The organism is Meishania litoralis (assembly GCF_042611095.1).
GTDB lineage: Bacteria > Bacteroidota > Bacteroidia > Flavobacteriales > Flavobacteriaceae > Meishania > Meishania litoralis.
In genome coordinates, this window is record NZ_JBHFPV010000001.1 from 129,318 (window position 1) to 144,809 (window position 15,492).

General features: G+C 42.4%; 13 protein-coding genes. 12 read left to right on the plus strand and 1 reads right to left on the minus strand.

The genetic code is table 11. The features are described 5' to 3' along the window. Position 1: 1 nt before the first annotated feature. Genes ACEZ3G_RS00630 through ACEZ3G_RS00660 form a run of 7 tightly spaced genes read left to right on the plus strand, consistent with a single transcriptional unit; the run spans position 2 to position 6,793 of the window. Positions 2-1,114 (plus strand): glycosyltransferase family 9 protein, encoded by a 1,113-nt coding sequence (locus tag ACEZ3G_RS00630; protein WP_432423545.1) that lies wholly within the window; start codon positions 2-4, stop codon positions 1,112-1,114. Positions 1,115-1,119: 5 nt separating this feature from the next. Beyond that, positions 1,120-2,052 (plus strand): glycosyltransferase family 2 protein, encoded by a 933-nt coding sequence (locus tag ACEZ3G_RS00635; RefSeq protein WP_432423546.1) that lies wholly within the window; start codon positions 1,120-1,122, stop codon positions 2,050-2,052. After that, positions 2,052-2,612, plus strand: a complete 561-nt coding sequence (locus tag ACEZ3G_RS00640) for an L-threonylcarbamoyladenylate synthase (RefSeq protein ID WP_432423547.1) — start codon at positions 2,052-2,054, stop codon at positions 2,610-2,612. Before ACEZ3G_RS00635 ends, ACEZ3G_RS00640 begins: the two co-directional genes overlap by 1 nt. A gap of 45 nt (positions 2,613-2,657) precedes the next feature. Then, the gene (locus ACEZ3G_RS00645) at positions 2,658-4,073 is read left to right on the plus strand and encodes a CCA tRNA nucleotidyltransferase (protein ID WP_432423548.1); all 1,416 of its coding nucleotides are present in this window, start codon (positions 2,658-2,660) and stop codon (positions 4,071-4,073) included. Between the two features lie 49 nt (positions 4,074-4,122). Next, the gene (locus tag ACEZ3G_RS00650) at positions 4,123-5,139 is read left to right on the plus strand and encodes a COX15/CtaA family protein (protein ID WP_432423549.1); all 1,017 of its coding nucleotides are present in this window, start codon (positions 4,123-4,125) and stop codon (positions 5,137-5,139) included. 55 nt (positions 5,140-5,194) lie between these two features. Further along, positions 5,195-5,689, plus strand: coding sequence for an IS1096 element passenger TnpR family protein (locus ACEZ3G_RS00655; protein WP_432423550.1), 495 nt, complete (start codon positions 5,195-5,197; stop codon positions 5,687-5,689). A 45-nt stretch (positions 5,690-5,734) separates the two neighbouring features. Then, entirely contained in the window at positions 5,735-6,793 is a 1,059-nt protein-coding gene (locus tag ACEZ3G_RS00660) for a nucleoid-associated protein (RefSeq protein ID WP_432423551.1), read from the plus strand. Between the two features lie 57 nt (positions 6,794-6,850). Here ACEZ3G_RS00660 and ACEZ3G_RS00665 read toward each other — a convergent pair whose 3' ends face one another. Continuing rightward, the gene (locus ACEZ3G_RS00665) at positions 6,851-7,939 is read right to left on the minus strand and encodes a hypothetical protein (RefSeq protein ID WP_432423552.1); all 1,089 of its coding nucleotides are present in this window, start codon (positions 7,937-7,939) and stop codon (positions 6,851-6,853) included. A gap of 89 nt (positions 7,940-8,028) precedes the next feature. Between ACEZ3G_RS00665 and ACEZ3G_RS00670 the strand changes: the two genes are divergently transcribed. The 5 genes from ACEZ3G_RS00670 to ACEZ3G_RS00690 are packed head-to-tail and all read left to right on the plus strand — an operon-like array spanning position 8,029 to position 15,448. Next, entirely contained in the window at positions 8,029-8,931 is a 903-nt protein-coding gene (locus ACEZ3G_RS00670) for an ABC transporter ATP-binding protein (RefSeq protein ID WP_432423553.1), read from the plus strand. A 7-nt stretch (positions 8,932-8,938) separates the two neighbouring features. Next, complete coding sequence (locus tag ACEZ3G_RS00675; protein ID WP_432423554.1) at positions 8,939-9,772, plus strand: ABC transporter permease; 834 nt, start codon at positions 8,939-8,941, stop codon at positions 9,770-9,772. 24 nt (positions 9,773-9,796) lie between these two features. Next, on the plus strand, positions 9,797-12,505 hold the full coding sequence (locus tag ACEZ3G_RS00680) for a T9SS type B sorting domain-containing protein (protein WP_432423555.1): 2,709 nt from the start codon (positions 9,797-9,799) through the stop codon (positions 12,503-12,505). 38 nt (positions 12,506-12,543) lie between these two features. Further along, positions 12,544-13,956, plus strand: a complete 1,413-nt coding sequence (locus tag ACEZ3G_RS00685; RefSeq protein ID WP_432423556.1) for a T9SS type B sorting domain-containing protein — start codon at positions 12,544-12,546, stop codon at positions 13,954-13,956. Positions 13,957-13,993: 37 nt separating this feature from the next. After that, positions 13,994-15,448 carry a T9SS type B sorting domain-containing protein gene (locus tag ACEZ3G_RS00690; protein ID WP_432423557.1) on the plus strand — a complete coding sequence of 485 codons (1,455 nt, stop codon included), beginning with the start codon at positions 13,994-13,996 and terminating at the stop codon, positions 15,446-15,448. Positions 15,449-15,492 lie beyond the last annotated feature (44 nt).

Sequence of the window (15,492 nt, forward strand, 5' to 3'; positions counted from 1 at the left end):
AATGAATTTGGCTATATTTGATCCGTCCATAACCGCACTGCCGATCGAGATGAAATTCTTAGTTATTCAACAAAAAATGATCGGGGATGTCTTGGCAAGTACGGTGATTTGCGAAAGTATTAAACATTATTTCCCAAATAGTTCTGTCCATTTCGTCGCCAACGAAAATACATTACCGGTTTTATTGAACAATCCCAGCATAGATAGAGTCGTTGTTTTCGGAAAGGATCTTAGACAGAGCAAATGGAAGTTCTACAGGTTTTTAAAAGCAATTCAAAAAGAGGAATTTCATACCGTTATCGATGCTTACGGAAAATTGGAGAGCAATCTCATTTCACTCTTTGCGCGGTCAAAATACAAAATATCCCACTTTAAAGGCTACACACGGTGGATTTATACGCATACCGTAAAGGAAAACCTGAATCCCGACGGAAAAATTCCTTTGGCCATACAAAATCGATTGGCGCTGTTAGGGCCTATTTTGAATCGACCCAACGATTTCGTAACCTTTCCGAAAATTTTTTTGAAAGAATCAGAAATACATGAAGCCAAAAATAAAATAGATACTATTCGGGATTATAAGAATCAAAAACTAGTAATGATCGGTATTCTGGGTAGTAGCCCGCTCAAGACATATCCTTCGGCATATATGGCCAAAATACTCGATTTCATATGCGAAAAAACAAATACCAAATTGCTTTTCAACTATATACCTAATCAGAAAAGTGATGCTGAGGCTATTTATAACCAATGCAATGAAACCACAAAATCAAAAAGCGTTCTTGATTTTTACGCCCCTTCCTTGAGGGAATTTTTAGCTATTTTGTCCCAATGTTCGGCATTGATCGGAAACGAGGGCGGTGCGGTGAATATGGCCAAGGCTTTGGACATACCTACATTTTGCATATTTAGTCCATTCATAATCAAAGGGGCCTGGCACAGTAACATTCAGGAAAAACATTTCGGGGTTCATTTGATAGATTATCTTCCGGAACTATTCGAAAATAAGGGTAAAAAAGATATCAAACGGAATATAGATACGCTCTATGAAACTTTTAAAACCTCTCTTTTTATAGAACAATTGGGTAACTTTCTATCCAAATACGGCCAGTAACGAAAATGGGGAAGAAAAACTATGGCATATCGATAATCATCATTAACTATAATTCTTCGGAATACACCAAAAAATGTATTGAAAGTGTCTTGCGAACAACAGGGTCTGAAATACCTTATGAGATCGTAGTTGTAGACAACGCTTCAGAAGATTCGGATTTTATGTCCCTAGAGGATTATATCAAAAATCTGGCAAAGAAAAATATAAAGTGCCATCGTAGCCGGATCAATATGGGTTTCGGAGGTGGCAATATGCATGGCGTACAGTTCGCGACGGGCAGGTATTATCTTTTTTTGAACAATGATACTATACTATTTAAGGATGTAATAAAAAGTTGTCATGACTTTATGGAAACAACTCCCGATGTGGCGGTATGCGGTCCCCAAATCTATAATGAAAACAATCAAAAGGAAGTTAGCTTCGACCATTTTACTTCCTTTGCCAGAGAAGTTTTTGGGAGACAGTTCGTCGAAAACGTTTTTTCAAAACCGAAAAGACGAAAAGAACATTCAGAACCAATTGCCGTCGATTATGTCAATGGGAGTTTTATGTTTTTCAGGGCATCTGACTTCAATACCGTGGGAGGATTCGACACCAACATATTCCTGTATTTCGAAGAAAGCGATATTTGCTATCGTTTGAAGAAACTCGGCAAAAAGGCTTATTTCGTTCCGTCGGCTTCCTATACCCATTTTCAAGGTAAAAGCATCGATAAAACAGGCATGCCCATCGCAACCAAAATCGAACTTAAAACCTCGATGTTCTATGTAATTCGAAAAAACCACGGGTATCTTCACTACCAAATGTTACGTCTGTTTTTTATAGTCCGTTATGGTTTGGTATCAATTGTCAAACCCAAATATTTTAAACTCTTTCATCGGATACTAATAGGTCTTCCTCTTGGAAAATCCATGAAACACCAACAAATCATCCGGTAATGACCGAAGAAATCAACAAATGCATCGAGGTATTGAAAAATGGGGGGCTTATACTCTACCCGACAGATACCGTTTGGGGAATCGGGTGCGATGCAACGAATGAAAATGCGGTACAAAGGGTATATGCATTAAAGCAAAGGGAAGACTCCAAAGCCTTGATCTGCCTTGTCGCCAAAGACGCCATGCTCGAAAGGCATATCGAAAAAGTGCCCGAAACGGCTTATGACATTATCGATCTCTCCACAAAACCGACTACCATCATATACGATAACCCCAAAGGGGTTGCCAAAAATCTGATTGCTCCCGACAATACCTTGGCCGTTCGAGTCGCCTCCGATAAATTCTGTAAATACTTGATCAACAAATTCAAAAAGCCCATTGTTTCCACTTCGGCCAATATTTCCGGCAAACCGACCCCAAGATCTTTTGGCGAAATCGGCGAACCGGTTTTAAAGGGAGTGGACTATGTGGTAAATTTGCACCGAAATGAGAAAAACGGAACTCCGTCGTCCATCATTAAGTTGGCAAACGATGGAACGGTAAAAGTAATTCGCGAATAATATAATATTCCTGCCTAACCCGTTTATGGGTAGGCTATGATAAACATGATACGGCCAGACCACAAAGAGGCACTTTCAAGTCCAATATTCAAAATAGTTTCAGATGCCGCCCACGAACTTGGGTTGACATGCTATGTTATTGGCGGTTTTGTACGGGACCATTTTTTGGATAGGGGAACACCCAAAGATATTGATATTGTGGCCGTGGGCAATGGTATTGATCTTGCCGAAAAGGTGGCTTCAAGGCTTCAAAACAAACCGCAAGTATCGGTTTTCAAAAATTTTGGAACGGCTATGATCAAACATGGCAATATCGAACTGGAATTTGTTGGGGCCAGAAAGGAAAGTTATCATCGTGACAGTAGAAAACCCGTTGTTGAGGACGGTACATTGGAGGATGACCAAAAACGCAGGGACTTTACCATCAATGCCCTGGCTCTTTCATTGAACCGAGGAGATTATGGAAATCTTTTGGATCCTTTCGATGGTATGGGCGATCTTGAAAAAAAAGTGATCCGCACGCCCCTAGAACCCGATATTACCTATTCTGACGACCCCCTGCGCATGATGCGGGCCATTCGCTTTGCCACGCAATTGAACTTTGAGATCGAATTGAAATCATTACAGGCCATAACAGCGAACAAAGAACGCATCAAGATTGTGTCAAAAGAACGCATTGTCGACGAGCTTCACAAAATTCTTGCTAGTCCAAAACCTTCTAAAGGTTTCGCGTTACTTCATAAAACAGAATTACTGCCCTTTATTCTCCCTGAATTGATTGCACTCCAGGGTATCGAGGAAATTGAAGGACAAAGGCACAAAGATAATTTTTGGCATACTTTAGAAGTAGTCGACAATATTGCCGAGACAACGGATAACCTATGGTTACGATGGGCCGCGCTGCTACATGATATCGGAAAGGCCCCGACCAAGAAATTCCATAAAAAAATCGGCTGGACTTTTCATGGGCATGAATTTGTCGGTTCAAAAATGGTGTACAAACTTTTTAAAAGGCTCCGTATGCCGCTGAACGACAAAATGAAATACGTGCAAAAAATGGTATTGATGAGTTCTAGGCCCCAAATTCTATCAGAGGATTTTGTGACCGATTCGGCTGTGCGGCGGCTGGTCTTCGATGCAGGGGAATATGTCGATGACCTGATGACCCTCTGTGAGGCGGATATTACGACCAAAAATCCGAAAAGGCAGAAGAAGTACAAAAACAACTTCAAACTCGTACGCCAAAAAATCGTCGAAGTAGAGGAAAGGGACCATATTCGCAATTTTCAACCTCCGATATCGGGCGAAGAAATCATGGAAACCTTTAGCTTGAAACCATCAAGGGAAATTGGCATAATAAAAGACGCCATTAAAGAAGCGATCCTTGAAGGTGAAATACCCAATGAATACGATGCCGCAAAAAAATACATGTTGAAAAAAGGAAAAGAACTGGGCCTTTGACCAAAAGTATCCATCAACAGGGCCTTATGCGCAAAATCATTAATTGAGAATGAAAAAAGAGAATAAATCGGTTATCATCTGGCTACTGTCAGGTTGCTTTTTGATATTCGTTATGGTATTGGTCGGTGGAATAACGCGATTGACGCATTCGGGACTATCCATATCGAATTACAAATTGGTGAGCGGAACCCTACCTCCGATGAACGAGCAAGAATGGCAAGAGGCATTTGAACTTTACAAACAGTATCCCGAATATCAAAAGCTCAACAACCACTTTACGCTCGAGGATTTTAAAGACATCTACTTTTGGGAATGGTTGCACCGGGTAATCGGTCGATTTATCGGCCTGGTATTCATCTTTCCGTTCATTTTCTTTTTGATCAAGAAAAAACTTGACAAGGCCACAATTAAAAAATGCCTTGTACTATTGGTTTTGGGAGGTTTTCAAGGATTTTTGGGTTGGTATATGGTAAAAAGCGGCTTGGTAGACAGGCCCGACGTTTCCCATTATCGGTTGGCGGCGCACCTCATCACCGCTTTTTTGACCTTCGCCTATAGTTTGTGGGTAGCCCTTGATCTTATTTATCCCAAGAAAAAAAGGATAGATTCGGGCATGCGCAATTTAATACGACTCACCTATGCTTTTCTGGTAATTCAGATCATTTGGGGAGCTTTCGTAGCGGGTCTTGATGCGGGCTTTGTACACAACCATTGGCCCATGATGAACGAAGGCCAATTGATCCATGAAACCGTTTTCATCGAACAACGGCCTCTGGTCAAAAATTTCGTCGAAGGCCGAAGTGGCGTACAGTTCATACACCGTTATCTCGCCTATGTAGTAGTTGCGCTTTGTGTGGCCATTTGGTACAGGACAAAAAACCGAACACTAACTTTACTACAGAAAAAAGGAGTGCGGTGGATATTGATAGTGGTCGCTATGCAATTCGTACTGGGCGTATTCACTTTGATATACGCCGTGCCGTTATGGCTCGGAATTGCACATCAGATAGGTGCTTTTTTTCTTTTGGCCACGATGACCTACACCTTACATCGTTTTTCCAAATAACGAAGTCGTTTTAACATAATGTCGTACCTTTGCCCTCACCCAAAAGTTGCGATAAATGATCTATAAAATCAGGATAATTTTGGACGCGGAGGAAGATATTTTTCGAGATGTCGAGATAGAAGCCAGTACCACTATGGAAGATTTCCATAATGTGATAGCACAATCTTTCGGATTTTTGGGCAATGAGATGGCCTCGTTCTACACTTGTGACGAAAATTGGAACCAAGATGAGGAAATCGCACTTTTCGACATGAGTGAAAAAGGGTCCGACGTACGTTTGATGAACGAAACTTTTCTTGAAGATGTCATGACCGAAGATTCGCCGAAACTCATATACGTCTATGACTTTTTGAGCATGTGGACATTCTTTGTCGAATTGGCCGATATTGTTGAAAAAGAAAGTGGGCAGTCTTATCCAAATTTACTTTTCAGTTTCGGTGAACTGCCAGAATCGCCTCCTGAAAAAAGGTTTGAGGCCGATCCAAATTTTGACTTTGACGACACCTTTGAAAACTATGACGACCTCGATTTTGATGAAAATTGGAATTAACAGCCAATTTTCATCATGGTACAGCCCTAACTCCTAACTTAAAAAATGATCAACCTGTATCCCGCCCAAATCGAAAGCATTTCACTTCATCGTGTGGGCAATAAGAATAAGAACGAGAACGTCTTTCTATCTGCCGAACCATTGGCTCTGAACGACGAGACCACGGCATTGCTAAAAGAGTTTTTTTTCAAACCTTTTCGCGAGAAAGAGGAGAACTACTACCATTTGACCAACGAAGTCGATGTAGAATTCAACGAGGTCTATAAATTCGTTTCCGAGATTTTTGAAGATACGGCCAAAGCCCACCAAAATTCCAAAAAATTGGCGACCCATCTGTTCGAGCAATCGAACCACCCGCACATAAAGAGCGGTGAGGTCTACATCGTCTATTTGACAGGAATTCTTTTGGACAATCAAAAGACCGATGCCGTCGGAATTTTCAAAAGTGAGCTAAAACATGATTTTTTGGAGTTTGAGGAAAAAGGCAACAATCTGGATATTGTTATACGCCAGGGCATCAATGTAAATAAACTCGACAAGGGCTGCCTTATTTTCAACCTGAACAAGCAAGAAGGCTATAAAGTGCTATCAGTCGACAATAACCGCTATGATGCCAAATACTGGTTGACCAATTTTTTGGGGGTAGATGCCTTGGCCGATGAAAATTTCTATACCAAGAATTATCTGAAATTCTGCCAGAATTTTGCAAAAGATGTTGTGCTACCGGCCGAAGACAAGCAGCAAGAGGTCTTGTTCATGAACCGCGCGGTCAATCACTTTGCAAAGAACGATGCATTCGAAGAAAGCAATTTCTTGAACGAAGTCATGGAGAATCCTGAATTGATTCCTGAATTCAAACACTACAAGGTCGAGAAAGGGCCCAAATATAGCATTGAAGACGTATCGAGCTTTGATATTGCCAACAAGGCGGTTTCAGATGCCCGAAAGAAAATCAAAAACGTTATCAACCTCGATACGAACATCCAGATTAAGCTCGATTTCATTAATCCGGAATCGGCAGAAAAATTCGTGGAAAAAGGTTGGGACGAAGAGCGGCAAATGTACTATTATCTGGTCTATTTCAATAAAGAACAGAAGAGCTAGAGTGTTAGTGGTCGTATGTATAGGCAATTCGTTCGGGCTAACCTTACCGCCAACTGATCACCGCCCACCGGGTATTTTATTTTCGATAATCTGCTTCATGCTGACATCTTCATAATTTCTTCGAACAAAGCTTAAGGCCAAGTCGAGTACCTCGCCCATATTTTTGCATTTTTTAAAGGCCATATCAAGGGTCAGCTCATAAATTTGATTCTTGAGCATTTCAATGTTCTCGGGCGTTGAGATTACATCGTTCCTACAGATTTCACGCAGTTTTTTAATGCGGTTGCCCGAGCTTAAAATTCGTTTTGCGACGATGGAGCGTTCTTCCAATTTGTACTGATCGACCGAATCTCGCAGTAACTTATCGCCCACGAGTTCGACCATCAACAAATTTTCCTTAAAAAATTGGGGTCTATATACCTTTAATTTTCCTTCGAAACACTGCTGGTCGAAATCGATTGCCCTAATTTTATAGACTACATGATCAAAATCATGGGTAGGAACAATAACATAGTTGTATGAACGCATATCACCCAAAAGCCGAATCATACAACGTTCGTTGAACTTAACGAACTCTTTGGCCAATTGTGCCTTTTCCGATTCGGTACATTTCGGCAAAAACTCCTTGATGAATACATCGCCAGGTATTCCGGCGATATGTTCTTCGATTAGGGTGTCTTTGTAAACCAAAAAGTTTAGGTTGTAAGGTGAAAGCATATGTTCCAACTCAAGGCCATAAATACGCGATGCATCCGCTCTCTTCACATAGAAATAGGTGAAATTATCATTGAGGATGTTCCTGACCTTAATCCGAAAAGGTTTCGAATTTCCGAAAGTACAGTAATCGACGGCATCTACGTTCAAGTATTGGATAATGCTATTACTGCCATCTGAATGTAAAATCGAATATACTTTTTTAAGACTTATATCGATTTCTTTCCTATCGAATTCGGAATAATAGACCCTGATCCATAAAGTGTCTTCGTCATTTGAATCGTAGACGACGACAGAACCGGCAAAACGCAGCAAGTCTTCATAAAAAATGGGAATCTCAATTTTTCGGTTATAATGGTCCAAGTATACATCCAACTGCTCATTCACCGGATAGGCAGGTTTCTTTTTCGACATTAAACGCTCCTCGGACATATTCTGAAATTAAATTAAAAACCGTGAATTGTAACAAATTTAGGCTTTCTTCGTCAAGTAATAACAGACCACCTAAAACAACACCGATTTTGGAAAAAATTCTTACGGTGAACAACCTCACCAAAAAATTCGGTTACCTGACCGCCGTCAAAGACCTTTCATTCAGTATTGAAAAAGGCAACGTCTATGGTATTCTTGGCCCTAATGGAAGTGGTAAATCGACCACCTTGGGCATTGTGCTTAATGTTGTGAACCGTACCCATGGCGAGTTTTCATGGTTCGATGGCAGTACTTCGACGCATGAGGCCTTGAAAAAGGTGGGCGCCATCATCGAACGGCCGAATTTCTACCCGTATATGACCGCCGTCCAGAACCTAAAACTGGTCTGTAAGATCAAAGAGGTATCGGAAGACAAGATCGAGGAGAAACTTCAGCTCGTAGGACTTTTGGACCGAAAGAACAGTAAATTCAGAACCTATTCGCTCGGAATGAAGCAGCGTCTGGCCATCGCCTCTGCCCTATTGAACGATCCCGAAATATTGATTTTGGACGAACCTACCAACGGACTGGATCCACAAGGTATTCATCAAATTCGTGAGATCATTAAAAAAATAGCTTCGCAAGGCACTACGATTCTATTGGCATCCCATCTTTTGGATGAGGTGGAAAAGGTATGCAGCCATGTGGTCATTCTTCGTAAAGGAGAAAAACTGTATTCGGGATCGGTCGACGGAATGTTGGCAAGCCATGGGTTCTTTGAACTGAAAACAGATCAGACAGAAAAACTCGAAACGTATTTGGAAGGCAATTCCAATTTCGGTGAAATAAAATCTGAGAACGGTATGATCACCGCATTCCTTAAAGAAGAAATGAGCGCTGTCGATTTAAACAAAGCCTTGTTCGAAAAGGGCATTTATCTTTCCCATCTCGTCAAGCGCAAAGAAAGTTTGGAAGAACAATTCTTGACATTGACCGAAAACCAAGCAAACTAAGAAAACCATGTTACGACTGCTTCAAATAGAATTTATAAAATTATGGAACAACAGGGCCAGTAAGGTACTGATCATATCTTACTTCGTTCTGTTGACCTCAATTGCGCTAGTAGCCGCCATAAAGTTCGATATAGGCCCCATCAAATTTCATTTGGCTGAAATCGGCATTTTCAACTTTCCTTATATCTGGCACTTCAACACCTTTGTCACGGCCTTTTTCAAATTATTTCTTGCCATCGTGATCGTATCGATGATGGCCAATGAATATAGCAACAAGACGATCAAACAAAATTTGATAGACGGACTTTCAAAAAAGGAATTCATATTATCGAAATTCTTGACGGTACTCTCGTTCGCCTTGATCTCGACCCTCTTTGTCTTCGTGGTTTCCTTGATCTTGGGCTTGGTTTATTCAGATTACGATGAGTTATCGATAATTTTTTCCGATTTGGAGTTTCTATTGGCATTTTTTGTCAAGTTGGTCGGTTTCTTTTCCTTTTGCCTGTTTCTGGGGATTTTGGTCAAACGCTCCGCTTTCGCTTTAGGATTTCTAATCTTATGGCAGATTTTCGAGGGATTTGTTAGGGGAATGATCCGCTGGAAACTTTTCAACGAAGAAACCACCGATACCATTATGGGTTTCTTTCCATTGAACTCAATGTGGAATCTTATCAAAGAGCCTGTTACCCGACTGGAAGCCGTACAATCGGTCGCCGACCAGGTCGGCGAACAGATCGTACTTAACTATCGAACACATTGGTACGAAATTCTCATCGTTCTTGCCTGGACGGCCATTTTCATCTATTTGTCATATGTTTTGCTAAAAAAGCGCGATTTATAGTATATTGTAGGGTTGCGAGACCCTATGAAAAAGAAAATTGTAAATACATTGCTTTTCGGTATGCTCTGCCCTGCCCTGCTTTTAGGTCAAGGCGAGACCGACAATTGGTACTTTGGCAATGGCGCAGGAATCACTTTTAACGATGATGGCAGCGTTACTCCCTTGACCGATGGTCGAATCAGTACCTTAGAGGGTTGTGCAACGATTTCCGACCCACTGGGGGGCTTACTGTTCTATACCGACGGCATTACCGTTTACAATCGCAATCACCAAATCATGGAAAATGGCCAGGGTCTCAACGGCGACCCATCGAGCACCCAGTCCGCATTGATCGTGCCCAGGCCTGACCATCCGAACCTCTATTACATTTTTACGGTTGACACCTCGGTGTTCGAAGGAGATCCCGATTTTGGGCTGAACTATTCGGTCGTTGACATATCGGCCGATAACGGTAGGGGGTCGGTTATTGAAAAAAACCGTCGCCTGCTACAAGATTGTTCAGAAAAGGTAACGGCAGTTCTCAAAGACTGTAGCGATAGGTCAATTTGGGTAATAACGCTGGCATCGGAAAACGGTACCGACCATATTTTAAATACCTATCATGCCTTTGAGGTCAATGCGAACGGAGTTATTACTACCTCTGTAAAGTCCACATTTACTGATTTGGCCATCGAGGATCCAAGAGGATATTTAAAATTATCGCCAGACGGTTCCAAATTGGTGAGTGCCAATGCCAATTTTGGCCTTTATATGTACGATTTTGATGCCACTACGGGCATATTGACCGATCAAGAAAGGATAACTACCTCTTCGGCGAACAAAAATCCCTATGGTGTCGAATTCTCTCCAAACGGACAGTATCTTTATATCCATTCCTCAAATGATATATTGGGTCCCTCGGGCCACGCCTCCACTCTATCACAGTATGACCTACGGGCAGGGGATGTTTCGGCATCCGAAGTAGTGCTCGACAGCCGTTCTTTATACCGAGGTGCCCTACAATTGGGGGACAATGGCAAAATCTATCGAACATTACCACAAAACTACCTCAACGGGTCTTCATTTCTCGGGGTCATTGAAAACCCTAATGAGAAAGGTCTCGGCGCCAACTATGTGCACAACGCGATATCCTTGAGCGGAAGAACCGCTACCCAAGGCCTTCCTCCCTTTATCCAATCTTTTTTCAACAAAATAGACCTTATTGTAAATGCAGATGGTTCCACATCGAACTCCATGGCCATCTGTGAAAGCGAGGGGTTTATACTTCAGACCGATGAAATTGCCAATGCATCCTATAATTGGGAGAAAGATGGCGTGCCTTTGAGCACCACAAGCTCGAATTTTCTGGAAATCAGGAATGCGACCGATGATGATTCAGGACGCTATCGCTTGGTAATTACTTCGCCCGAATTGAGCTGCCCGATTATCGGCGAATCTTCGATAGAGATCGTACCTATGCCGACGACGCCGAATTTGATTTTGGAGCAATGCGATGTTTACCAGGATTCGGAGGACGGTCTGGCCTTGTTGAACCTGAGACAGGTGGAAGCGGAAAATGATTTTGAATACCAATACTTTTTGACCGTAGAGGATAGAATTAACGGAGCACCCATTGATGACCCATTACACTTTCTCAATACAGTTCCCTTTGAACAGACTATATATTATAGGGCGGTCAATGATTTAGGCTGTGAAAATATGGGCGAACTTCAATTGCGGATCAATCCTGTGGTCTTTGGCGAGAATGAGCAAACGACATTTTATAGCTGCGATGAAGACCCTTATGACACAATGCGCATTGGTATTTTCGATTTATATGAAATCGGGCAAGCAAACTACCCGAACAATGAGGTCAACTTTTATGAATCTTTGGAAGATGTTTCTTTGGAAAGAAATGAATTACCGCTAACCTACGCCACGGAAACAAATGTTGTTTATGCCCGTATCGAAAATGCAAACCAATGCCAAGATGTAATCGAGATTTCCCTAGTGGTAAATGCCGCACCCTTCTTTTCAATGTCAGATAGTTATTTGCTATGTACCAATGACCCTGACCTTACGATAAGCGCGCCTGAAGGATTCGATTCGTACACCTTTTCTAGAATCGAGGGAGATACCGAAGAGGTTATTTCGACCAATCGTACAACCCCTATTCTTGAAACCGGAGAATACGTAATCGAGGCTGGTTACGAATATTCGACCAATGGCGAAACAACATTGTGCACAAATCGTGTCAAATTCAAGGTACTGCCATCGAACAATGCGATAATCGACAATGTTCTTATATCGGACATTTCAAGTAACAATACGGTGCAAATTGAAGTTGCGGGCGATGGTGCGTATGAGTTCTCGATAGATGGCGACAAATATCAAGACTCAAATTTTTTTGAAAACATCCCTCCGGGATTCATAACAATATACATACGTGACAAAAATGGTTGCGGAATTACGGAGGAACTGATATCGGTCGTCGGTTATCCGAAGTTTTTCACACCGAACAATGATGGCTTCAACGATAATTGGCAGCTTATTGGCGTCGATGGCAGGTTTCGATCAGGTGCTTCCATAGCTATCTTTGACCGATTCGGGAAGCAGGTCGCTGAAATAGATGCCGGCAGCAAAGGATGGGATGGGACGTTTAATAGCCGAATACTGCCGGCATCCGATTATTGGTTTAAGGCTATTTTGGAAAACGGTAAGGAGTTTAAAGGACATTTTACCCTTAAAAGATAGCGGTAAGTTTGAAGATGTCAAGTTTCGAATTTTGTTCAATGGAAAAAAAAGGTCTTTTTATTGGGTTGCTATTTCTAGGGCTCGTGTCGTACGGTCAGAATTGCCCTCGAATACAAAGTCCATCGAACGGTTCCGTGGGCGTACCCGTGAACACAACGATTACGTGGAATCAGGTAAGTGGAATAGACGGGTACTTGATTTCCTTGGGCACGACGCCCGGTGGTACCGATATTCTCAATCGAAGGTCCGCTGGCTTGGTGAACTCTTTCACACCCGAATTGGGCTTGCCCGATGATACCCTCATATATGTGACCATAAGTTTGTTCGTTACCGATGGCCAACTGGTCGAATGTCCCGGCGAAACCTTTTCCACCGAAGATGTGGTCAACCCACCCAATTGCACACAATTGGCAAATGATCAAGAATCTGAAAGTGATTCCGGTAAAGTCCACTGGCTCTATGCACCGACCGCTACGGGCTATAGAATAACCATAGGAACCGCTCCGGGCGCCACCGATGTGGCCGATGATATAGATGTAGGCAACGCATTGTCGTACAGGCCCGAAAATGGGCTTCCTTTGGATCAGGAACTTTTTATAAAAGTCGTGCCCTACAATGAAAATGGGGAAGCTACCAATTGTTCGGCCCAAAATATGACCTATAGCGAACCTGTTTTGGATTGCACTCCTTTTGTTCCTTTATTGGGTATTCCGGATCGGATAGGAATTTGTCCTGATGGCACAATGGCCGTAGACCCCTATCAAGCGCTGGGCGCATCCGGTTTCCGGTGGTTTAAAAAAAATAACGACAACACCGAGACCTTGCTATCTGATAATGAGGTTTTCTTTCCATCCGAACCTGGCGAATATCGCTTTGAAGTATTTAATATCATTAACGAGAACGGGGTCGGTATCGAGTGCTCCAATTCAAGGGAAATAACGGTTCTTTTCTCTGAAGCACCAGTTATTGAGTCCGTACACATTGAAAGGAGACCTATAGGATTGGAGATAGAAGTGCGGGTCAACGGAACAGGAGAATATGAATATGCATTGGATAATGAAAACGGACCGTATCAACCCACACCTGTATTTCAAGGAGTAAAGGACGGGCAACATATTGTTTTTGTAAGGGATGCCAACGGCTGTGGAATGGATAATCGCGTAATAGAACTCGATCTATCACCAAAAAATTTTCCTGCCTTTTTTACCCCGAACCAAGATGGCATCAATGATTTTTGGCAGTTCATACCCGCTCCTGAAAGTGGGGAGATAAATGTTGAGTATATTAGGATCTATGACCGCTATGGGAATTTCTTGAAACAGTTGGACCCCAATTCGCAAGGGTGGGACGGGTCGTTCAAAGGAAGACGTTTACCCGAATCGGATTATTGGTACTTGGCCGCTTCGTTCAACGGGCAACAATTAAAAGGTCATTTTACCCTTAAACGATAGACTTTTTGGTAATTTATAATAGTTGAATTCTTTAACGATGTCCAAAAAATTGTTCTATTTCGGATTATTATTTCTTGGGATGATTTCTCAGGCCCAGGAATGCCCCGTCATATTTTACCCTTCCGATGGAACAACCGATGTGCCTGTAGACGTTACCTTGACATGGCCAGAAGTAACGGGCATAAACGGCTATCTGCTATCTTTAGGCACAACGCCCGGAGGCAATGATATAATCAACAGAGAAGTGCTAGGACTGAGAAATTCTTTCAAACCCCCTGTAGGTTTGCCCGAAAGCACCACCATCTACGCCAGCCTGAGCATCATTCAATCCAACACCATACCGTTAGCTTGCAATGTAATCCGTTTTACCACATCGGAAGTAACCACGCGCCCAACCTGCACTATTATGGCCGCACCCGATAATAATGCGGCCAACGTAACGGTTGTGACCGATCTTATATGGAACTATTCCCCGACCGCAACGAGCTACAACCTTTCGATCGGAACATCTGAGGGAGGTACCGAAATTCTTGATAATTTCAACGTTGGGAACGTACTGTCTTATAATCCCCCGGCCGATTTACCACAAGATGTATGGATATATGTAACCGTGCGTCCGGAAAATGAGAACGGCATTGCCCAAACTTGCAACGAAGAAAGGTTTTTTACCGGGGCAATAAACGACCCCTGCGAAGATATAGACCCCATTACAGGTGAGACCAAAACATTGGCACCCGCTATGGAATTCCCAAGCATATTTATTAAGTGCAAGGATAGCCCGCCTATTGACGTCGTGGCAGATGACGGGGCGGATGGGTATCGTTGGTACCGTATTGAAAACGGCAGCGAGACATTACTCTCCCAAAGTCGTAATTTTAAAATAACGGAAGCAGGCAATTACTTTCTCGAGGCCTATAATTGGATAGATAAATCGGGCACAACCCTAGAATGTTCAAGCATCAATAATTTCAATGTCCTTCCCTCTGAATCTCCTATTATAGAATCCATAGATATCAGAAAATTGACGGCCGGCAAACAAGTTACGGTAAATGTTACTGGTGTCGGGGATTACGAATATGCGCTTGACGACGAAAATGGCCCTTATCAAAAAGAATCTTCTTTTTACAATGTTCCGGAAGGACCCCATGTCGTATTCGTACGCGACAAAAATGGTTGTGGTATCGTTTCGCAATTGATCGAGCGAGGACTCAAATCAGAAGATTTTCCTACTTTCTTTACCCCCAACCATGATGGCTTCAATGATTTCTGGCAATTCGTTCGGCCAGCTGAAGTAAAGGAAGTCTCAGAGGTACTCGAGGGGTATATTTCCATATTTGACCGCTATGGCAATCTTTTATTTCAATTGGACCCTAATTCAAAGGGCTGGGATGGAAATTTTAAGGGTAGACCACTGCCTTCATCCGACTATTGGTTCAGGGCGGTTTCTACGGCCCAACAAGAAATAAAAGGTCATTTTACCTTGAAACGCTAGCCTAAAAAAATCTAGCCCGACCCAACGGCCAATGCCAAAGGTCT

Coding starts and splice junctions, on each gene's coding strand:
- ACEZ3G_RS00630 (WP_432423545.1), top strand. CDS start 2: ATGAATTTGGCTATATTTGATCCGTCCATAACCGCACTGCCGATCGAG.
- ACEZ3G_RS00635 (WP_432423546.1), top strand. CDS start 1,120: ATGGGGAAGAAAAACTATGGCATATCGATAATCATCATTAACTATAAT.
- ACEZ3G_RS00640 (WP_432423547.1), top strand. CDS start 2,052: ATGACCGAAGAAATCAACAAATGCATCGAGGTATTGAAAAATGGGGGG.
- ACEZ3G_RS00645 (WP_432423548.1), top strand. CDS start 2,658: ATGATACGGCCAGACCACAAAGAGGCACTTTCAAGTCCAATATTCAAA.
- ACEZ3G_RS00650 (WP_432423549.1), top strand. CDS start 4,123: ATGAAAAAAGAGAATAAATCGGTTATCATCTGGCTACTGTCAGGTTGC.
- ACEZ3G_RS00655 (WP_432423550.1), top strand. CDS start 5,195: ATGATCTATAAAATCAGGATAATTTTGGACGCGGAGGAAGATATTTTT.
- ACEZ3G_RS00660 (WP_432423551.1), top strand. CDS start 5,735: ATGATCAACCTGTATCCCGCCCAAATCGAAAGCATTTCACTTCATCGT.
- ACEZ3G_RS00665 (WP_432423552.1), bottom strand. CDS start 7,939: ATGTCCGAGGAGCGTTTAATGTCGAAAAAGAAACCTGCCTATCCGGTG.
- ACEZ3G_RS00675 (WP_432423554.1), top strand. CDS start 8,939: ATGTTACGACTGCTTCAAATAGAATTTATAAAATTATGGAACAACAGG.
- ACEZ3G_RS00680 (WP_432423555.1), top strand. CDS start 9,797: ATGAAAAAGAAAATTGTAAATACATTGCTTTTCGGTATGCTCTGCCCT.
- ACEZ3G_RS00685 (WP_432423556.1), top strand. CDS start 12,544: ATGGAAAAAAAAGGTCTTTTTATTGGGTTGCTATTTCTAGGGCTCGTG.
- ACEZ3G_RS00690 (WP_432423557.1), top strand. CDS start 13,994: ATGTCCAAAAAATTGTTCTATTTCGGATTATTATTTCTTGGGATGATT.